Source organism: Blattabacterium sp. (Mastotermes darwiniensis) str. MADAR (assembly GCF_000233435.1).
GTDB lineage: Bacteria > Bacteroidota > Bacteroidia > Flavobacteriales > Blattabacteriaceae > Blattabacterium.
This window is the reverse complement of the sequence record NC_016146.1, coordinates 18,691-38,757: the sequence shown is the minus strand read 5'-3', so window position 1 is coordinate 38,757 and position 20,067 is coordinate 18,691. Positions and strand designations below refer to the sequence as shown.

General features: G+C 25.8%; 17 protein-coding genes and 3 tRNA genes. 7 read left to right on the top strand and 13 right to left on the bottom strand.

Features of this window, described 5'->3' with window-relative positions; all coding sequences use genetic code 11:
- Positions 1-14: 14 nt before the first annotated feature.
- Both MADAR_RS00180 and MADAR_RS00175 read right to left on the bottom strand, forming a co-directional pair.
- Positions 15-1,037, bottom strand: a complete 1,023-nt coding sequence (locus MADAR_RS00180) for a lytic transglycosylase domain-containing protein (protein WP_014158522.1) — start codon at positions 1,035-1,037, stop codon at positions 15-17.
- Positions 1,038-1,145: 108 nt separating this feature from the next.
- Positions 1,146-1,331: a twin-arginine translocase TatA/TatE family subunit gene (locus MADAR_RS00175; RefSeq protein WP_014158521.1), complete on the bottom strand. Its 186-nt coding sequence runs from the start codon at positions 1,329-1,331 to the stop codon at positions 1,146-1,148.
- Between the two features lie 116 nt (positions 1,332-1,447).
- Here MADAR_RS00175 and MADAR_RS00170 point away from each other — a divergent pair, with 116 nt between their 5' ends.
- The 4 genes from MADAR_RS00170 to clpP all read left to right on the top strand — a co-directional run bounded on the left by MADAR_RS00170 (position 1,448) and on the right by clpP (position 5,117).
- Entirely contained in the window at positions 1,448-2,905 is a 1,458-nt protein-coding gene (locus tag MADAR_RS00170) for a lipopolysaccharide biosynthesis protein (RefSeq protein ID WP_041177981.1), read from the top strand.
- A gap of 13 nt (positions 2,906-2,918) precedes the next feature.
- Positions 2,919-3,302 (top strand): hypothetical protein, encoded by a 384-nt coding sequence (locus MADAR_RS00165; protein WP_014158519.1) that lies wholly within the window; start codon positions 2,919-2,921, stop codon positions 3,300-3,302.
- 17 nt (positions 3,303-3,319) lie between these two features.
- Positions 3,320-4,336 carry a sugar phosphate nucleotidyltransferase gene (locus MADAR_RS00160; protein ID WP_041177980.1) on the top strand — a complete coding sequence of 339 codons (1,017 nt, stop codon included), beginning with the start codon at positions 3,320-3,322 and terminating at the stop codon, positions 4,334-4,336.
- A 106-nt stretch (positions 4,337-4,442) separates the two neighbouring features.
- Positions 4,443-5,117, top strand: a complete 675-nt coding sequence (gene clpP, locus MADAR_RS00155; RefSeq protein ID WP_014158517.1) for an ATP-dependent Clp endopeptidase proteolytic subunit ClpP — start codon at positions 4,443-4,445, stop codon at positions 5,115-5,117.
- 2 nt (positions 5,118-5,119) lie between these two features.
- On the opposite strand, the gene MADAR_RS00150 is transcribed toward clpP, so the two are convergent.
- From MADAR_RS00150 to MADAR_RS00135, 4 genes are all read right to left on the bottom strand, one after another.
- Positions 5,120-5,193, bottom strand: a tRNA-Arg gene (locus tag MADAR_RS00150).
- Positions 5,194-5,199: 6 nt separating this feature from the next.
- A tRNA-Pro gene (locus MADAR_RS00145) sits at positions 5,200-5,274 on the bottom strand.
- 3 nt (positions 5,275-5,277) lie between these two features.
- Positions 5,278-5,364: transfer RNA gene (locus tag MADAR_RS00140), tRNA-Ser, on the bottom strand.
- A 53-nt stretch (positions 5,365-5,417) separates the two neighbouring features.
- On the bottom strand, positions 5,418-7,421 hold the full coding sequence (locus MADAR_RS00135; protein ID WP_014158516.1) for an HD family phosphohydrolase: 2,004 nt from the start codon (positions 7,419-7,421) through the stop codon (positions 5,418-5,420).
- A 186-nt stretch (positions 7,422-7,607) separates the two neighbouring features.
- Between MADAR_RS00135 and tsaD the strand changes: the two genes are divergently transcribed.
- A complete protein-coding gene (tsaD, locus tag MADAR_RS00130) occupies positions 7,608-8,642 on the top strand; it encodes a tRNA (adenosine(37)-N6)-threonylcarbamoyltransferase complex transferase subunit TsaD (RefSeq protein WP_014158515.1) in 1,035 nt (344 codons plus the stop codon).
- On the opposite strand, the gene gcvP is transcribed toward tsaD, so the two are convergent.
- Entirely contained in the window at positions 8,639-11,527 is a 2,889-nt protein-coding gene (gcvP, locus tag MADAR_RS00125; RefSeq protein ID WP_014158514.1) for an aminomethyl-transferring glycine dehydrogenase, read from the bottom strand. The genes tsaD and gcvP overlap by 4 nt on opposite strands.
- An 87-nt stretch (positions 11,528-11,614) precedes the next feature.
- Between gcvP and mdh the strand changes: the two genes are divergently transcribed.
- Both mdh and MADAR_RS00115 read left to right on the top strand, forming a co-directional pair.
- Positions 11,615-12,547 carry a malate dehydrogenase gene (mdh, locus tag MADAR_RS00120; RefSeq protein ID WP_014158513.1) on the top strand — a complete coding sequence of 311 codons (933 nt, stop codon included), beginning with the start codon at positions 11,615-11,617 and terminating at the stop codon, positions 12,545-12,547.
- Positions 12,548-12,561: 14 nt separating this feature from the next.
- On the top strand, positions 12,562-13,089 hold the full coding sequence (locus tag MADAR_RS00115) for an NAD(P)H-dependent oxidoreductase (RefSeq protein WP_014158512.1): 528 nt from the start codon (positions 12,562-12,564) through the stop codon (positions 13,087-13,089).
- Between the two features lie 18 nt (positions 13,090-13,107).
- Here MADAR_RS00115 and MADAR_RS00110 read toward each other — a convergent pair whose 3' ends face one another.
- From MADAR_RS00110 to MADAR_RS00085, 6 genes are all read right to left on the bottom strand, one after another.
- Positions 13,108-13,737, bottom strand: coding sequence for a thiamine diphosphokinase (locus tag MADAR_RS00110; RefSeq protein WP_014158511.1), 630 nt, complete (start codon positions 13,735-13,737; stop codon positions 13,108-13,110).
- Positions 13,734-14,450, bottom strand: coding sequence for an LPS export ABC transporter ATP-binding protein (gene lptB / locus MADAR_RS00105; protein ID WP_014158510.1), 717 nt, complete (start codon positions 14,448-14,450; stop codon positions 13,734-13,736). Before lptB ends, MADAR_RS00110 begins: the two co-directional genes overlap by 4 nt.
- Positions 14,451-14,688: 238 nt before the next feature.
- A complete protein-coding gene (locus tag MADAR_RS00100; protein WP_014158509.1) occupies positions 14,689-16,425 on the bottom strand; it encodes an ABC transporter ATP-binding protein in 1,737 nt (578 codons plus the stop codon).
- Entirely contained in the window at positions 16,422-17,171 is a 750-nt protein-coding gene (truA, locus tag MADAR_RS00095) for a tRNA pseudouridine(38-40) synthase TruA (RefSeq protein WP_014158508.1), read from the bottom strand. Before truA ends, MADAR_RS00100 begins: the two co-directional genes overlap by 4 nt.
- A 31-nt stretch (positions 17,172-17,202) precedes the next feature.
- Positions 17,203-18,399, bottom strand: a complete 1,197-nt coding sequence (locus MADAR_RS00090; protein WP_014158507.1) for an aspartate aminotransferase family protein — start codon at positions 18,397-18,399, stop codon at positions 17,203-17,205.
- Positions 18,380-20,059: an OstA-like protein gene (locus tag MADAR_RS00085; protein WP_014158506.1), complete on the bottom strand. Its 1,680-nt coding sequence runs from the start codon at positions 20,057-20,059 to the stop codon at positions 18,380-18,382. The genes MADAR_RS00090 and MADAR_RS00085 overlap by 20 nt, the downstream gene beginning before the upstream one ends.
- Positions 20,060-20,067 lie beyond the last annotated feature (8 nt).

The following is a 20,067-nucleotide window of genomic DNA, read 5'->3' as shown; positions in this document are numbered from 1 at the left end:
GAAACAACAAGTGCTTACTCGTTTTTTTTCAAAAAGTAACCATTTTTTTCTTTTTCTTTGAAAAGAAAAATTTTATTTTTTGGTAATCTTAAAAAATATCTTTCTCCAGTAGGAATAATAATAACATCTACAAGATATTGTGGATTAAGCAATATTAAATCCTTATAGGGAATCTTTAAGGAAGAAGCAAAAAATTTCAAAGAAATCTTTCCTTTTATAGGAATTAATACAGTATCTTTGTATTTAATGGAACGGAAATGTGATGGTTGTATATTATGTTCCTTGTAATAATTCATCACATAATTAATAGCAATAAATTTTGGAACATAATTTTTTGTTTCTTTCGGGAAAGAACTTCTTAAACTCCAAAAATCTTTTTTATTGTTATGACGCCGAATAATTTTATCTATAGTTTTTGGTCCAGCATTATAAGCAGCTAAAACCAATTCCCAATTCCCAATTTTTTTGTATAAATATTTAAAATATCGACAAGCAGCTTCTGTAGATTTAACGGGATCATTTCTTTCATCATAAACTTTATTGATTTGTAGATCGTATATTTTTCCGGTTTTAGGCATAAATTGCCAAATACCTTGAGCTCCTGCTTTGGATGTAATGGTAGGATTTAAATTAGATTCTATAATAGCAATATATTTTAATTCTTTTGGAATCCCATGTGTTTCCAGTTTTTCTTCAAACATAGGAAAATAAAAATTAGACAATGAGAGTATTTTTCCTATATATTTATCCATACGAAGATAACCTTCTACGGAAGCATGGATGATGGTATTATACTTCAATATTTTTATTTGAGATTCTTGATTAAGATGATTTATTCTATATCTTAATTTTTCCGGATTTATATTGGTAATAATAATGTTTTTTTTATGGGATAAAATTCTTTTTACCGATAAATGTTTCTTTTTACTACCGAATATCTTTTTCCATATGTTGATGTGATTCAAATCCAATTTACGAATAGGAATATTTTTCATACTGCTTTTTTGTTCCCCCAATGGTTTTGAGACAGATTGCATAATCAGACTTTTTAAGATGAGCATAAAAAACATAATATTTCTTATCTTTGTCATTATTAGTTGTAAAAAAAGTGCTAATAAACAGACATAAGATGAAAGAAATCTTAATCAATCTTCTGGAGAGTCTTCTTTTTCAGAAGCTTTTTTAAATTCTTTCAATCCTATTCCTAATCCTCTCATTAATTCTGGAATTTTTTTACCTCCAAAAAGTAAAAGTGCAAGAATAACAATAACAACAATTTCTGTAGTTCCAAATGTTCCAAGCAGCACAAAAAACATAAAAATGAAATCCATTAAGTGGAATTTTTATCCAAATATAAAAAAAATTGTGGATAAAAAATAATGTAGAAATTAGTGTAATGTATGTACTATAAAAAGTCTTGAATTTGTTGTTTATATACAGAAAATTAATGATTCAAACTATAATCTATTCTATAGGATTCATTCTTCCAAAGATTATTAATTATGCTTTTCTAAAATTTTTTACTAGATCTTTAAAAATTGAAGAATTTTCCCTTTATACAGATATGTATGCTCTATCTTTCCTAGCTATAGGATTTCTTTCTTTTGGATTGGAAAACACTTACTTTAGGTTTTTATCTAAAAAAAATCACAATAAAGAAGTTCTTTTTTCAACAGGAGTTATTGTACAATTGTTTATCATTTCTTTCTTTTTAATACTTTCTGTTAATTCAATAAAATATTTAGTGTCTATTGCTGGATATAAAAATCATCCAGAATATTTTATCATGTTCTTTTTAATTATATTTTTTGATACTATTTGTGTTCTTCCTATGGCTTGGATTCGTGCTAATGAAATGGCTCTGAAATACACTACTATAAATATGATAAATATATTGATACAATCTATTTTTGTTATATACATGTTTTCTTTACAAGAAATAAAAAAAGAAACAAACCTAATCCAAAAATTTTATTTTTCAATTTTTGAATTAATTGATTCTTTTACAGATAAAACGGGATACATTTTTTTTGCAAACATGATTGCATCTTTAAGCAATTTTATTTTAATTCTACCTATAATATTAAGAAAAGTAACCATAAAGAAATTTAATAAGTTTTTAGCTAAAGAAATGTTGAATTATGGAATACCAATTATGCTTGGAACCATAGCTTTCTCTATCAATGAAAATCTAGATAAAATTTTGATGAAGAGATGGTATTCTGATGAGATAAACGGAGCCTATTCAGCCTGTTATAAAATTGCTTCTTTCATGAGTTTGTATATTCGTGCATTTCGATTAGGAATTGAACCTTTTTTTTTTAAAAAATCTGAAGATGCCGATGCAACATATTATTACGGAGAAATAATCTATATATTTATTGTACTTGGATTAATATTTTACGTTTTAATATGTGGAAATATTTCTATTCTTATAGATTTTTTAATAGATAAAAGATATCACATTGCCATTCCCATTATTCCAATAGTGATGATGGGTTATTTATTTTTAGGGATTTATACCAATTTATCCATTTTTTATAAAATAATAGATAAACCTATTATTGGAACTTATATATCCTTAATAGGTGTGTTCATTACAATTTTATTTAATGTTGTATTTATATTGATTCCTAATAGTAGTTTTATGATTCCCGCTTGGGGTACTCTTTTTTCTTATGTAAGTATGGTCTTATTTCTATATTTTTGGGGTAAAAAAAAATTCCTTAAGTCTTATAAAAGAACATGGAGTATTCTTATTCATTTATTTCTTGCATTTTTACTGGTAGTATATATAGTGAATAATGAAAAAAGAACAGATATTAGAATTATTTTACAGCTTTTATATTTTATTCTTGTTTTTTTATTTGAAATGAATAATTTTTTTTCTAAGACAGAAAAATAAAAAAAGTAAAATTTTGCATAAATATCAATCTATTTTAAAGGCTAATATCAAAAATGAGATTTTCATAAATTCCTTAGAAAGAAAATTAATTACAACGGGTTATTATTTAGAATTTAATAAAATATTTTATAATAACTTTTTTATAAGAAAAANACTAATCGANGCTGGAATTATTTGTTTGGTTCATTTTTATGAAAAAAAGGAAAAAAAAATAGTTTTTCAAGANCNACAATTAGTTATAATAAATATATCTTTAAAAATTATTAAAATTAAACCTAAAGAAAAAATTGCAATAATAGATATTTATCCAAAAATAAAGATAAAATGGGAAGAATCATCCATTTTAAATAAAAGTGGAAGAGGAAACAATAGTTTTGGAAGTACTGGATACCGCTAACTTAAATTTTTTCATTCATGAAAATTATAATTCCTATGGCCGGAGAAGGATCACGTCTTCGTCCACACACTATAAATACAATTAAACCGTTAATAACCATTGTAGGAAAACCAATATTGAAAAGATTGTTGGAAAATTTATTGAAATTTATTAAAGGGACTTCAATAAAAGAAATAGTTTTTATTATAGGAGAAATAGATAAGAGAATAGAAAAAAAATTAATAAAAATATCTAATGATATAGGAATTACTGAGGTAACAATATATTACCAGGAAAAACCATTAGGAACTGCTGATGCTTTGCTGAAAGCAAAAAATTCTTTAGAAGGGCCCATAATTGTTGCTTTCTCCGATACATTATTTTACCATGAAAATTTTGAATTAAATACAAATGCAGAGAACATTATATGGACAAAAAAGGTAAAAAATATAAGTTCATTTGGAATTGTAGAATGTAATCCATCAGGATTAATTACTCATTTTATAGAAAAACCAAAAAATAATAGATCTAATTTAGCAATTATTGGTATTTATTATTTTAAAAATAGTTCTTTATTGAAAAAAGAATTGCAATATATCCTAGACAATAATATAAGAAACGAAAAGGAATATCAATTAACTTCCGCATTAGAGAATATGAGAAGAAAAGGAATTTCATTTACTAGTCAACAAGTTCAAAAATGGATGGATTTTGGAAATAAAAAAAAAATTATTTCTTCTAATTCGAAAATATTATCCATTGAATCCAAACATTTAAAATTGATTCATCCAAAAACTATCATAAAAAATAGTTTCATTATAAAACCTTGTTCTATAGAAGAGAACACTATTATTGATAATAGTGTCATTGGACCCTATGTATCGATAGGAAAATATACAAGAATCAGCAATAGTAATATAGAAAAATCTTTAATACAAAATTATACGGAAATCAGATATATTAATATTTATAATTCTATGATTGGAAGTAATATTTCTTATATAGGAAAGGCTAAAGAAATAAATTTAGGAGATCATTCTATTCTAAATTTTTAATTCATCGATAAATGAATCCAGAAATTTTATTTAATGTCCAATAAGGATAATCGAATGAAATTTTTCAATTTGATAAGATGGAATATTAAATTAAATCTATATAAATATGAATTATTATAAAAAAAATTCTTCCGAATTTTTAAAATTTGCAGTTAAACATAAAAGAATAAACAGCTTATGGATGGATAAGTATATCCAAATGATGACTCCTTATATTGTCGAAGAACGTAAACTGAATATAGCTCAAATGGATGTTTTTTCTCGTTTGATGATGGACCGTGTTATTTTTTTAGGAACTCCTATAGAAGATCAAGTTGCTAATATCGTACAGGCTCAATTGTTATTTTTGCAATCGGTAGATCCATCAAAGGATATACAGATTTACATAAATTCTCCAGGAGGAGATGTCCATGCAGGTTTAGGGATATATGATACAATGCAAATTGTTGACCCAGATGTAGCAACTATTTGTACAGGGATGGCAGCTTCTATGGCCGCGGTTTTACTTTGTTCTGGAGTAAAAAATAAAAGATCTGGATTGAAACATTCTAGAATCATGATTCATCAACCTGTAGGAGGAACACATGGACAAGCTTCAGATATTGAAATTACCGTTCGTGAAATTTTAAAATTGAAAAAAGAACTTTACGAAATTATTTCCAAACATTCTGGTTCTCCCATTGAAAAAATAGAAAAAGATTTAGATAGAGATTATTGGATGACTTCTGAAGAAGCTAAAGAATATGGAATGATAGACGAAGTATTAGAATCTAAAAAATAATATGATCACGACAGGATTCGAACCTGTGACCTACTGCTTAGAAGGCAGTTGCTCTATCCATTTGAGCTACGTGATCCAAACATCGGGGTAGCAGGATTTGAACCTACGATCTCCTGGTCCCAAACCAGGCGCGATGACCGGACTACGCTATACCCCGTAGCGGAGAATGTGGGATTCGAACCCACGCAGTATTTTTTCATACCGACAGTTTAGCAAACTGTTCCGTTAACCACTCCGGCAACTCTCCTTTATTACAAATCTAAAGGAGATCCGTTAAATAAACAAATCCAAACATTTTACTTAATTAGGATATCCTATTCTAGGATGATAAATATTTATTAATTTTTTTTGAAGAACTTGTTTTATTGTTTCTATTTCTTTTAAAGTTATGTCGGAATTGGAAAATTGATTGTCTTTTTTTTGTTTATTAATAATATTTTCCACTAAATTTTCTAAATCTTTGTTGGATGGATTTTTTATGCTTTTGGAAGCAGCTTCTACAGAATCACATATCATAACAATAGCCGTTTCTTTAGAAAAAGGTTTAGGTCCAGAATATTGAAATTGTTTTTCATCTACTACTACATTTGGATGTTCTTTTTTTTGTTTTTCATAAAAATAATGAATGACACTATTTCCGTGATGTGTTCGTATAAAATCTGTGATAGGATCAGGTAAGTGATATTTTTTAGCTAATTCAATTCCAATTGAAACATGTTCCAAAATGATTTTAGCACTTTCTTTTGGACTCAGACTTTTGTGAGGATTTATATTATACTGATTTTCAGTAAAAAAAATAGAATTTTTTATCTTCCCAATATCATGATAAATTCCTCCTATTTTTGCTAATAACGAGTTAGCCCCAATAGAAAAGGCAGCTTCTTCTGCTATATTGGATACTGTTAAAACATGTTGTAAAGTACCTGGAGCATTTTTGGATAACAATCTTAATATAGGAGTATTTGTATCGGAAAGTTCTAACAATGAAATATCTGAAGTAAGATTTAATAATCTTTCGAAAAGAAAGATCAAAGGATGAACTAATAAAGTAAGTACCCCACTAAAACAAAATGGATAAAAAGCATATAAGGATATTTTTTCTAAAGTCCCTTCACGTATTAAAGTAAGTGAACAAAAAGTGACTATATAAGTAAAAGTTATTTTTCCTACGGAAAAGAATAAATTAGCCATTTTATAAATACTTTTTCTCGTTAACATTACTAAGAAACCTGTAATAATTTGAAGGAAAAAGAATTCAAAGCCATTTGGTGCAATTAAGGATAATAATAAAATAGTTATTAAATGGATGACAAGACTCAAATTTAAATTAAGAAAAGCACGAATACTTATAGGAATGATACAAAATGGAATGGAATATAATATTTTATAATTATATTTTAAAGTAATAATTGTTATCAGCGATATAAATAAAATATTGATTATTAAGAAGTTTATTTTCCTATTGTTTTTAAATATTTTATTTTGAAAATAAAAAAGATATAAAAGTAATATAGAAAATATAATACTTATCATTAAAAAATGTCCTATAATCAACCCATAATATTTTTTTTTATTCCATATTCTAGTTTCATATTCTTTTATAAAAAAAGATAATATTTTAAATTTATCTCCATCTATAACATCATTTTTTTTGATAATTTTTTCTCCTTTGACAATAGAATATTTTATCTTTGTAATGGATTTTATTTTTTCATGGAAAATTTTTTCCGTATAATCTTTTTTATAGTAAAGATTTGGTACAATAATATTTTTCAATATTTTTTTTAATCTCCGATTATTATTTCCATGAACTTTTTTTTCAATAAGGTCGTTGACCTTGTAGAAAGTATAAATTTTGTTGTACGATACTGGAATCCAGTATTTATTTTTTTGATAAAAAATAAAGGAAATATTATTTCTTTTTGTGATATCATGAGAATCCAAATATCCATATTGGTATATAATATTTAGAATATTATGAATTTTTTTATATAAAAATTTATTGTTTCTTATAAATGGAAATTTTTTTAATTTTGTTTTTGTAATTATGAAAACATTTGGATTTTTATTGCAATAAATTTCTCTATTTTTTTTTAATTTCATTATTTCCAAATAAATATCTTTACTATTTTTTGGAATTACAAAATTAAAAGGAGAAAATAGATCTTCGTAATTCCAAATTTTTCCCTCATAGAATTCGTATTGAAAAAATTTTTTTCTTGGAAAAAAAAACGTCAATAATAGAATAGCAATAAATGTAACAATAATCTTATCTACGATATTTTTATAAAATTTTATAAACATTTATAAAAAATGGATAATATTTTTTTTTCATCAAGCATAAAGTATTAAAAAAACCAAGATACAAAACTTTAATTTTTACGTAATTCATGAAGAATCAAAAATCATATTTTAAAATGAATTTTTTTTATTGCCGTTCAATAACTTAAACTTTTTATTATATTTTAGTAAAAAATCATTATTGATTTTATGAAAAAAAAATTAATTCTTGGAATAGAGTCTTCATGTGATGATACTGCTGTTGCTATTATTCAACAAAATAGATGTGTATTATCCAATGTCATTCTACGACAAAAAATTCATAAGGAATATGGAGGAGTAGTTCCAGAATTAGCTTCAAGATTTCATGAAAAAAATCTATTTTTAGCTGTCGATAAGGCTATTACTTCTGCAAAAATAAATAGATATCAGATTAATGCTGTATCCTGTTCTTTAGGTCCAGGACTAATGGGATCTTTATTAGTAGGTGTTTCTTTTGCAAAATCTTTTTCAATGGGATTAAAAATTCCTTTAATAACTGTGAATCATGTACAGGCACATATTCTTGTACATTTTATAAAAAAAGCAAATATCAATAATTATTCTCCAAAATTTCCTTTTTTATGTTTAATGATTAGTGGTGGACATACCCAAATAATAAAAGTCAATGATTTTTTTAAAATGGAAATATTAGGATCCACTTTAGACGATTCTGTAGGAGAAGCCTTTGATAAAATAGCTAGAGTATTAGGTTTTTCTTATCCTGGTGGCCCTTTATTGGATCATTTTTCTAAGAATGGATGTTCCAATAAATTTATGTTTTCAAAACCATACGTAAATGAATTAGATTTTAGTTTTAGTGGATTTAAAAGTCATGTCTTTCAATTCTTAAATAATCAATCAAAAAAGGATTCATTTTTCATTAAAAAAAATTTATCCGATTTATGTGCTTCCGTTCAAAAAACTATAGCCGAAATACTTTTGGAAAAAATGAAGAAAGCAACTATAAAGACAGGAATCTTCAGGATTGCTTTAGCAGGAGGAGTTTCAGCTAATAATGAAATTAGACGTTGTTTTATTCTTTTTGCAAAAAAAAACAAAAAATGGAAAATTTTTATTCCAAAAAAAAAATATTCTACAGATAATGGAGCCATGATAGCTATCACTGGACTACTTAAATACGAAAAAAAAATATTCGATTCTATAAATATTACTCCATATTCCAAATTGAAAAAATCCTTTTAAGTACATGTGCAAATAAAATTCCTATCCCCATATCCATCATCGATCCGATCTATTGATGGCCAAAATTTTCTTTCTCTTACCCAAGGCAATGGATAAGCAGCTTTTTCTCTAGTATAAGGATACATCCAATTATCTTCCGTTAAGGAAGATAAACTGTGTGGAGCATTTTTTAACACATTTTCTTTTGAAGAAAAAAGACCTTTTTCTATTTCGTCAATTTCTTTACGTATATTTATAAGTGTTTCAATAAAACGATCTAATTCTTCTTTAGATTCACTTTCTGTAGGCTCTATCATCATACATCCTTCTACAGGAAAAGAAATGGTAGGTGCATGATATCCATAATCCATCATTCTTTTTGCTATATCCATGATTTCTATTCCAATAGATTTAAACATTCTGCAATCTATAATCAGTTCATGTGCTACTGTATCGTTTTTTCCAACAAACAGTATTTTATAATAATTCTTTAATTTTTCCTTTATATAATTGGCATTTAATATAGATATTTCGGTGCATTTTTTAAGTCCATTTGGACCGAGCATCCGAATATATGCATAAGAAATTGTTAGAATTAAAGGAGATCCGTATGGAGAAGAAGATATGGTTAATGTTGTTCTTTTGTCAGTCTCCTTTTTTTGAAGAAAAGGATGATTGGGAAGAAAAGGTTTTAAATGTTTGGCTACACAAATAGGACCCATTCCAGGACCTCCTCCTCCATGAGGAATAGCGAAGGTTTTATGTAGATTTATATGACATACATCTATTCCTATTTTTGCTGGTTTCATTAATCCTATTTGTGCATTCATATTTGCTCCATCCATATAAACCAAGCCTCCATGTTCATGAATTATGTCTATTATTTCTTTTATATTCGATTCGTAAACTCCATGAGTAGATGGGTAAGTAATCATTAATACGGATAAAAAATCCTTATTTTCTTTTACTTTTTTTAACAAATCATTTTTATCAATAGATCCGTCTTTTTTAGTAAGAATTAAAACCACTTTCATCCCAGCTATCATTGCTGAAGCAGGATTAGTTCCATGTGACGAAGAAGGAATTAAGGCTATATTTCTTTTATCCTCTTGTAAAAAATGATGATAATATTTTATAACCATGAGACCAGCATATTCCCCTTGAGCTCCTGAATTTGGTTGCAAGGAAACTCCAGAAAATCCAGTGATTTCCTTTAAATAATTTTCTAATTTTTGAATAACTAATTGATATCCTTTTGTCTGATCTTTAGGAGAAAAAGGATGAATGTTCCTCCATTCATATTGACTCAAAGAAAATAATTCTGAAGATGCATTGAGTTTCATAGTACATGATCCTAAAGGGATCATAGAATGATTCAATGAAAGATCTTTTCTTTCTAACCTTTTAATATAACGCATAAGTTCATTTTCAGAATGAAACTTATGAAAAATTGGATGTTCTAAAAAATTAGAGGTTCTTTTTAAAGAATTTTGTATTTTATATTTATTATTAAAAAATTTTTTTTCTGTATCTTTTTTACTTAACCCAACTTCACGGAAAATAGAAACTATATGATGAATATCTTCTTCAAGAGTTGTTTCGTCTAAAGTAATTGTTAAATGATTTTTATCTATATATCTGAAATTAGTTTTTTTACGTTCGGAGACTCTCTTTAATTTTTCTAAAGAAAAAATTTTATGATTTTTTATTTTTATTCTAAGAGTGTCAAAATAAAATAGATTCATTTGATCTATTCCATCAATAGTATTTACCAACAAAAATTCAAGTTTTTGAGTATATTTATGAATAGTTTCTGCTATAAATCTTAGACCTTTTGGTCCATGATATAAAGCATACATAGAAGCCATTATAGCAGGTAATACTTGAGAGGTGCAAATATTAGAAGTCGCTTTTTCTCTTTTTATATGTTGTTCTCTTGTTTGTAAAGAAAGACGAAATGCTTTTTTCTTTTTCCTATCTATAGATTCTCCAATAATTCTTCCTGGAATAAATCGTTTATATCTTTCATGAGTGGAAAAAAAAGCGGCATGAGGTCCTCCATAACCCATAGGGATTCCAAAAGATTGGGTTGATCCTACTACAACATCTGCTTGAAACTCTCCAGGAGGCTTTAATAAAGTTAAAAATAATAGATCTGTGGATACTATCACTGATATTTCCTTCTTTTTTGCATATAGAACTGTTTCACGATAATCATAGATTTCTCCTGAAGAAGAAGGATAAGGTAATAATAACCCAAATATTTCTTTCTTTTTATATTTTTTTAAGTTTTCATGAAAATCTTCAATTAAATTTATTCCTAATCCGTAACATCTTGTTTTTATAATGGATAATGTTTGTGGAAAAATTTCATTTGAAACAAAAAAATAGGGAGATTTTTTTGTTATCCTTCTTTTTTTTAAACTTTCCTTATAAACCATTAACATAGCATCTGCCGTAGATGATCCTTCATCCAACATTGAAGCATTACTAATTTTCATTCCAGTAAGATCGGAAATCATAGTTTGAAAATTAATCAATGCTTCCAAACGTCCTTGAGATATTTCAGACTGATAAGGGGTATAAGGAGTATACCAACTTGGATTTTCTAAAATATTCCTTTGAATGACTGCTGGAGTTATAGTATTTTTATATCCTAAACCTATATAAGTACGATAAATTTTATTTCTATTGCTAATTTTATAAATATGACTTAAATATTGATATTCAGAAATGGAATTAGGAAGTTTTAATCGTTCTCTTAAACGTATTTCTTTTGGAATTGTTTTATTAATTAAATCTTTTATGGATTTGCATTGTAATATTTTCAACATTTCATAAATTTCTTCACAAGAAGGTCCTATATGTCTGGAATAGAATTTTTTCCTAAAAAAATTCTCATTCATAAAAATATAAATTGTATTTATGTAAAGTTAGAAAAATATTTTATAAAGTATCGTTGAAAAAATTCATATTTTGATAAAATTTTTATTATGAAAATTACTATTATTGGAGCAGGAAATGTGGGAGCCTCATGTGCTAGTTTATTGGCTAATAAAGGAATAGTCAAAGAAATTATTTTATTGGATAGGAAAGAAAAATTAGCGGAAGGAAAAAGTCTAGATATATCTCAGATGTTATCCATTGTTGGATCAAATACTAAGGTTCTTGGTGTTACCAATGATTATTCAAAATCGGAAAATTCTGAAATAATTATTATTACTTCTGGAATTCCCAGAAAACCAGGAATGAGCCGTGATGAATTGGTAAATACTAATGCAGAAATTATTCATTCTGTGACTAATAAATCCATCCATTTTTCTCCTAAAGCAAAATTTATAATTGTTTCTAATCCATTGGATGTGATGACCTATGTTTGTTATAAAACCGCAAAGGTGGATTCTTCTCGTGTTATGGGAATGGCAGGTATATTGGACTCAACTAGATATCGTTATTTTTTATCCAAAGAATTAAATTGTTCTCCTATGGATATACAAACATTATTATTAGGAGGGCATGGAAATACTATGGTTCCTTTATACAGATATACTTCTATATCAGGAATTCCTATTTTTGAATTATTGTCGAAAGAAAAAAATAAGATTATTATTGAAAAAACTAAAAGTGGGGGAGAAGAGATTGTTAATTTATTGGGGACATCTGCGTGGATGGCTCCTAGTGTTTCTGTTGTTAAAATGGTAGAATCCATTCTTAATGATTCCAAACGAATTTTATCATGTTCTGTTTTCTTAAAAGGGGAATATGAGTTTACAGATATGTGTTTAGGAGTTCCAATTGTTTTAGGAAAATCGGGAATGGAAAAAATTATAGAATTACAATTAAATAAAGAAGAAATAAATCTGTTGAAGAAATCTGCTAATCACATACAAAGTATGATAAGAGGATTGAATCGTATTAATTTTTAATTGATTTTTCAATCATGGAAAAAAAAATTTTGTTTTTAGTAGCTCATCCCAATATAGAAAAATCTGTTTTAAACAAAAATATTGTACAGAATATTAAAAGTAAAAAAAATATCATTATAAGGAAATTGTATAACATTTATCCGAATTTTAAAATTCGGATAGAGGAAGAAATCAGGATTATTTCAAACGTAAAATTTATAGTATTTCAATTTCCACTTTATTGGTATAGTTATCCATCTCTTTTAAAAGAATGGAAAGATAAAGTTCTTACAAACTTATACAATAATGAAAATAAAATACTTTCTGGGAAACATTTATTGGTTTCTATTACTACTGGTTCAGAAAAAAAAACTTTTCATGCAGGAGAAAGAAATAATTTCACTATAGATGAATTTTTGCGTCCCATACAACAAACAGCTCATGTTTGTAACATGACTTATCATGGGTACGTTCATTTTTCAATACATATGTTGAATACAATCAATCATTCATTAAAAAAACATACGGATGAAATAATCCTAAAAATTAACAAATATATATGATATGATAAAATAAACAATTTATTTTTCTAAGAAAATTAATAATTCTCCTTTTTTATAAATTATTTTTATTTTCGATTCAATGGCTTTATTTCTGATTCCTATACGTTTGCCTATTTGAAATGATTCATCATTGATAGGATACTTTAGACCATAAGTTAATAATCCTTCTACTTTTGGAAATGGAAAAAGAGAAATGATCTTATTTTTTTTCTGATAAAAAAATGTTTTTTTATTAGAAAAAAAATAAGAATGATAATCGTCATGAAAAATTAGGGATAATTTTTTCTTATATTTTAAAGCAGTGGATAGATTCCCTAAAAAATGATCTTGTTCCCTACCTCCAGCTCCCCAAACATTTACATTCAAAAAACCTTTATGATGGATTATTCGCAAAGCTTTATCAAAATCTGTTATATCTTGATTGTTAGTTTCAAAAACTTCATCTTTTAAAGGAAGATCTTTTTTGAGAATGGAATCAAAATCTCCACTAATAAAATCAACTTTTATTCCCATTTTTTTTAAATAATAAAAAGCTCCGTCCACAGCAAATATTTTTTTTCCATAAAAAAAATATTTATTTTTTACAATATTAGGAGGATTTCCATTGAGAAATAATTCTACTTCTGGACCTATAAAACGATGATTCATTTATTTCCTAAATAAACTTTTCTTACCATAGAATCTTGTCTCAATTCTTCTTGAGAATAGACCTCCTTTAATATTTTCCCTTCAACCATTAAATAAAGACGATCTGTTATAGAAAAAATTTCTTGTACATTATGATCCGTTATCAATATACCAATATTTTTTTTTTTTAAAGAAAGAATAATTCTTTGTAATTCCTCCATAGCTATTGGATCTATTCCAGAAAATGGTTCATCTAAAAGAATAAATTTAGGATTTATAGCTAAACATCTAGCAATTTCAGTTCGTTTACGTTCTCCACCAGAAAGAATATCTCCACGATTTTTTCGGATATCTTGCAATCCAAATTCTTCCATAAGTTGTTCCATTTTATTTTTATTTTCTTTTTGATCAATTTTTTCTTGCATTTCTAATATGCATAAAATATTGTCTTCCACAGACAATTTTCTAAATATTGAGGGCTCTTGAGCCAAATAACCTATTCCTTTTCTAGAACGTTGATGAATCGGATAATTGGTTATATCTTCTTCATTAAGAATAATTTTTCCTCGATACGGTTTTATAAGTCCTACAATCATATAGAAAGAGGTTGTTTTTCCAGCTCCATTAGGACCAATTAATCCAACTATTTCTCCAGGATTTAAATGAAAAGTTACGTTATTTACAACGTATTTTTTTTTATATTTTTTATATATATTCTTAACCATCAAAGTCATTTTTCATGTTTGTTTTAAATTTGTAAATTGCAAATTATTAGTTTAACAACTATTTTCTTAGGATAGGGAATAATCTAATCTTAGATTCCGAAATAAGACCTTATTTATATCCGAAAGGATCTACTTTTTGTAATAATAAAAAAGTAAATAAAGAACTTTTGGAAAAATTTACTGAAACAATAAAAAATAACCAGTATGTAGAAAAATTTTATCAAAAAATAACGGAATTGTCCGTAAATTATTTATTCAATGTTTCTTTGTATAATTCTGCATAATATCCATTTAATCGGATCAATTCTTGATGGGTTCCTTTTTCTACAAGAAAACCCTTATTGAAAACTAAAATCTTGTCTGCATTTTCTAATGTAGAAAGACGATGAGTGATAATAATTGAAGTTCTCTTTTTAGTCAAAGAATCTATGGCATGATAAATCGATTTTTCCAATTCTTTATTCAAAGAAGCTGTTGCTTCATCTAAAATAAGGATAGAATAAGGATGAATTTGTACTCTTAAAAAAGAAATTAATTGTTTTTCTCCAAGTGATAAAATATCTCCTTTTTCTTTTACAATATATTTATATCCGTGGGGCAAGGATTTTATAAAACTATGTATGCCTATTTTTTTTGCCATTTTTTCTATTTTTTCTACGCTAATTGAAGGATTACCCAAGGTTATATTATTAATAATGGAATCATTAAATAAAAATGCATCCTGTGTCACTACTCTTATATGAGATCTTAAATTTTTAAGTTCTATATCTTGAATACAATATCCATCAATGAAAATTTTTCCTTTTTTTATTTCGTATAATCTGGAAATTAAATGTGTAATTGTAGATTTTCCAGATCCTGTAGATCCTACTATAGCAACTTTTTCTCCAGGAAATATTTCGAAAGAAATTCCTTTAAGAACCATTTCTTCATGATTTAAATAGGAAAAATAAACATTATTGAAAATAATATGTCCTTTTAATTTTTTGATTTGTATATTTCCTTTATTCATAATTGTTTCTTCCGAATTTAATATAGAAAATATACGTTCTATTCCAGCTATTCCTCTTTGTATAATATTAAACCTATCTGCTATTTGACGCATTGGACGAAAAAGAAGGTAAATAAAAAAAATAAAAGCAATAATCTTTCCTGGTTCGATATTTACTTTTTTAATTGCATGAAATCCTCCGTAAAATATTACAAAACCTATTGAAGCAGCAGATATAAATTCCACTATTGGAAAAAAAATAGAAAAATAAAAAATTGTTTTAAAATGTGCATTCATCAATTTATAATTGATAGACTTAAATTTTAAATATTCTTCTTTTTCTTTATGAAAAATTTGTATTATAGGCATTCCTATAATTTTTTCTTGTAAAAAACTATTCAAACGTGAAGTGTGTACACGTTCTTCATGAAAAGTTTTTTTTAATGTATTCTGAAAAAATCGAGTAATAAAGTACATAAAAGGAATAGTAAAACAAACAATAATAGCTAATTTTTTATGCACTGTATACATCATAATTAGAATCATCATTATTCTTAAAAAGTCTCCAGATACAAGCAATATTCCATCGTTGAATATAACTGTAATTGTTTCTATATCCGAAACATAATAGGATACCAATTTTCCAATTGGAGTTTTGTTAAAAAAAGAAGTCTTGAAATATAGGAATTTTTCAAACAAAAGAATTCTTATTTTCTCAATAACGTTTTGAGCTAAAATATTGGATAAATATAATAGAATAAAATGAAATACACTTTCTAAAAAAAGTAGAAAACTAATCCATAGTAAAATATTTTTAAGTCCAAAAAAATCTTTATAAACTATATGTACATCTATAGCTTTTTGTATTAACTTAGGACGATAAGCCGATATAAAAGATATTGATAGAGAGAGACTGATTATTGCTATCAGAATATATTTATAATGAAAACTTATTTTTAAAAATTGTTTTAAGGAAGATATTTTTTTTTTCATAAAAAAATGTCCTCTGGATAAATAATTTTAGTTAGAAACAATCCACATGCAGGAACTATTGTACTACGAGGATAAACATCATTTTTTAATTCTATAATTTCTATAAATCTATCTATACTAATTTTTTTCCTTCCTACATCAATCAATGTTCCTATTATGGATCGTACCATATTCCTTAAAAATCGATTAGCTTCAATGGTAAAACAAAAGTTAGTATCCTTTTTAGACCAATAGGCATAGTATATTTTACATATATTATTTATTACTCTTTTTTTTCTATATTTTTTGCAAAAAGAACTAAAATCTCTATATTTCATTAAAATTTTAGTAGCATGATTCATTTTTTCAATATCTAATGGATAAAAACAATACCAAGAAAAGTCTTGAATAAATGGATTTTTCTCACATGTTAAATAATATTTATAGATTCTACTTATAGCATTAAATCTAGCATGTATATGTTGTTTTACTGGAAAAATATTGAAAACATGAATGGATCTAGGTAAAAAAATATTTAGTTTCCTAATTAGATTAGGACTTATGTTATTTTCAAAATCAAAATGAGCAAACATTTGTTGGGCATGTACTCCTTTATCCGTTCTTCCTGCTCCTACCACATTTATAGATTTTTTCAATAATTTGGATAGACAATATTCTAATCTTTCTTCTACAGACTTTACCTCTTTTTGTATCTGCCATCCATGATAATATTTTCCATTATAAGCTAATTCAATGAAGTATCTCATTTTTTTGAAAACAAGAAAAAAAACATTTTTTTTATTTTGTTTGAAGATCATTCAAACATTCTATAATAATCGAACATCCTTTTTGGATTTCTTCCTTTGTTATGGTCAATGGAGGAGAAATACGTAGAGAATTACTATTGAATAAAAAACGAAATAAGATTAATCCTTTTTTTATACAAGATTGTAAAACTTCTTCAATATGATTTTTATTTTTCAATTCAAAAGATAAAAGAAGACCTTTTCCATGAATATTCTTTATTTGATCATGAACTAAATATTTTCTAATCCATTTTTCTTTTATAGAAATATTATCAATAATATTAGACTCATTAAGTTGATTTAATGTAGTTAGAGAAGCTGTTGCAGCTAACGCATTTCCACCAAAAGTCGTTAAATGTCCAAGGGGGACTTGATCATAAAAAGATTTCATGATTTCATTTGAGGACATAAAGCCACCAATAGGTATTCCTCCTCCCATTCCTTTTCCCATAATTAAAATATCAGGAACAATTCCATAATGTTCAAAAGCAAAAAACTTACCAGTTCTTCCAAATCCTGTTTGTATTTCATCCAAAATCATCAAAGAATTTTTTTTTTTACATTGTTTTTTTACTTCTTTTAGAAAGGAATGAGTAGGTAATACAATACCTGCAGAACTTTGAATTGTTTCTAAAATAACACAAGCAGTTTTATTGGTAATAGAATCAATTAATTCTTCTTCTTGATTGAATGTTATAAATTTAACTAATGGAATTAGAGGACGAAAAGGTCTTTTCTTTTTTTCATATCCCATAACACTCATAGACCCTTGTGTACTTCCATGATAAGATAATTTACAGGAAATGATTTCTTCCCTTCCTGTATAACACTTTGCTAATTTCAAGGCTCCTTCCACTGCTTCAGTTCCTGAATTTACCAAATAAGTTTTTGTTAGTGGATATGGAGTAATCTCTGATAATTTTTGACAAAGCCTTACACAAGGTTCCTGTACAAATTCTCCATAAACCATAGTATGCAAATATTTTTCCAATTGATTCTTTATGGATTCTTTTATTTTTTTATTTCCATGTCCTAATGTATTAACAGAAACACCGGCTACAAAATCTAAGTATTTTTTTCCATCTTTTCCATAAATATAATTTCCTTCTGCATGATCTACTACTATTTTCATCGGATTGGATGTAACTTGAGCTTGATATTGAATAAAATCATTCTCTAATTCTTTCATAAAAAATTTTTTTGATCTCTTTTTTTTCTAATAAAATTTCTTGTCTAAATTTTTTCATTTTGTTATAAAACAAATACTTTTTGTTTGTAGGTTGCTCTTTTTCCCTCCAAGAAAATAGAGGAATCAATAAGGAATTTTTTTCTTTTTTTTTGAAAAGTTCTGAATTTGCTTTTTCTAAACAGAAAATCCTTTTTACATCATTTCCATTTTTTAAATCTATATATAGATTTTCACAATAAAATTGATTTGAAAAAATAATACCTTGAATATTTCCTTGGATTAAAATTCTTTCCAAAAGATTTTTTTTTCCAAAAAAACCTGTAACAATTTTTCCTTGTATTTGATTAAATATTTCCGAATCTATTTTTTTTATATAAGAGGCATTTTTTATGATTTTAAAAAAATCTAATGAAAAGATATTTTTTTTCAACTTCATATAAATGGAATTTCCAGTAATCTGTTGATCTTTTAACCAAAAAATTGGATTTCCATAAAATTGAATGTAATTTTTAGATGGGTTATAAACCAAAGAATCACTTTTTCCTTGAAGTTCTTCATTTAAAAAAATTCCTTGAACAGAAAAAAATTGAATCAAATATGTAGAATTTTTTTGAAAATTTATTTTGATAATATCAGAATAAATAAAAATGGGATCTTTTTTTGAATCTTTTTTTATTACTACAGCTATTGTATCTTTCTTTAAAGAGAATAATCCAGAATTAAAATCAAAATATCCGTTTTTTCCCATAAAAGAATATCCTTTTTTCGGATCCTCTAAAAAAACATTTTTTATTAATCCATATTTTTTTTTGTGATTGTAAAATAAATAATCTCCTTGAACTATTTTTCCATTATAATGTATACTACAATATTTTTTGGATAAAAAAATTTCTTTTTTTATAAGAAAAAAACCTCCTTTCGTATAGAAAAAATTATCTCTATTTTTATTATCCACCATAATAGTATGGCTGAAAAAAGTAATTTTATCTACCGGAAATAGACATTCCATAGAATTAGAATATACAGTATAATATTTGCTGATTAATTTTACTTTATTTTTTAATAGGGCTCTTTTCTTTATAGGAAAAAAAAATCCTTCCTGACTATATAAAAAATAATTTCTATAAGAAATAAAACCTCCTTTTTTATAAGAAAATTTTTTAAGTCTAAGATTGTATTCTAAAATATTGGTAGATAATCGTAATTTATCCAAAATTAAAAAAACATTTTTTATTGCCTGAAATATTTTTTTTCTAAAGTTATAATTAATTACATCTGCTGTTAATTTTATATTATTTTGCAATAAAATCACTTTACCTGAAGCTTTTATATTTTCAAAATTTTTGGAAAATTCTATTTTATGAGAAAAAAATTTTTTTTTGTATGACTTTAACTGAACATTTCCATATCCATAAAATCTATTATTCTTTCTTTCATAAATAGCTTTATCACAAAAAAGTTGATATCCATTATATTGGAAATGAACATGACCTATAAAAAAAAAAGCATCATCATGTAATTTTTCTTTTTTTTGTATAAAATCAGAATGAATAATTCTGATCAAAGAATTTTTATTCTTCTTAAAGAAAGAATAGCCTTTATTAAAATTTAGGAAAAATAATAGAAGAAAAACTAACAAAAAAAGATATTTTGTATTCATAATGAAGG

What these genes read in the sequence shown, in the direction of transcription:
- MADAR_RS00180 (WP_014158522.1), bottom strand. Translation starts at nt 1,037, where the DNA reads ATGCAATCTGTCTCAAAACCATTGGGGGAACAAAAAAGCAGTATGAAA.
- MADAR_RS00175 (WP_014158521.1), bottom strand. Translation starts at nt 1,331, where the DNA reads ATGGATTTCATTTTTATGTTTTTTGTGCTGCTTGGAACATTTGGAACT.
- MADAR_RS00170 (WP_041177981.1), top strand. Translation starts at nt 1,448, where the DNA reads ATGATTCAAACTATAATCTATTCTATAGGATTCATTCTTCCAAAGATT.
- MADAR_RS00160 (WP_041177980.1), top strand. Translation starts at nt 3,320, where the DNA reads ATGAAAATTATAATTCCTATGGCCGGAGAAGGATCACGTCTTCGTCCA.
- clpP (WP_014158517.1), top strand. Translation starts at nt 4,443, where the DNA reads ATGAATTATTATAAAAAAAATTCTTCCGAATTTTTAAAATTTGCAGTT.
- MADAR_RS00135 (WP_014158516.1), bottom strand. Translation starts at nt 7,421, where the DNA reads ATGTTTATAAAATTTTATAAAAATATCGTAGATAAGATTATTGTTACA.
- tsaD (WP_014158515.1), top strand. Translation starts at nt 7,608, where the DNA reads ATGAAAAAAAAATTAATTCTTGGAATAGAGTCTTCATGTGATGATACT.
- gcvP (WP_014158514.1), bottom strand. Translation starts at nt 11,527, where the DNA reads ATGAATGAGAATTTTTTTAGGAAAAAATTCTATTCCAGACATATAGGA.
- mdh (WP_014158513.1), top strand. Translation starts at nt 11,615, where the DNA reads ATGAAAATTACTATTATTGGAGCAGGAAATGTGGGAGCCTCATGTGCT.
- MADAR_RS00115 (WP_014158512.1), top strand. Translation starts at nt 12,562, where the DNA reads ATGGAAAAAAAAATTTTGTTTTTAGTAGCTCATCCCAATATAGAAAAA.
- MADAR_RS00110 (WP_014158511.1), bottom strand. Translation starts at nt 13,737, where the DNA reads ATGAATCATCGTTTTATAGGTCCAGAAGTAGAATTATTTCTCAATGGA.
- lptB (WP_014158510.1), bottom strand. Translation starts at nt 14,450, where the DNA reads ATGACTTTGATGGTTAAGAATATATATAAAAAATATAAAAAAAAATAC.
- MADAR_RS00100 (WP_014158509.1), bottom strand. Translation starts at nt 16,425, where the DNA reads ATGAAAAAAAAAATATCTTCCTTAAAACAATTTTTAAAAATAAGTTTT.
- truA (WP_014158508.1), bottom strand. Translation starts at nt 17,171, where the DNA reads ATGAGATACTTCATTGAATTAGCTTATAATGGAAAATATTATCATGGA.
- MADAR_RS00090 (WP_014158507.1), bottom strand. Translation starts at nt 18,399, where the DNA reads ATGAAAGAATTAGAGAATGATTTTATTCAATATCAAGCTCAAGTTACA.
- MADAR_RS00085 (WP_014158506.1), bottom strand. Translation starts at nt 20,059, where the DNA reads ATGAATACAAAATATCTTTTTTTGTTAGTTTTTCTTCTATTATTTTTC.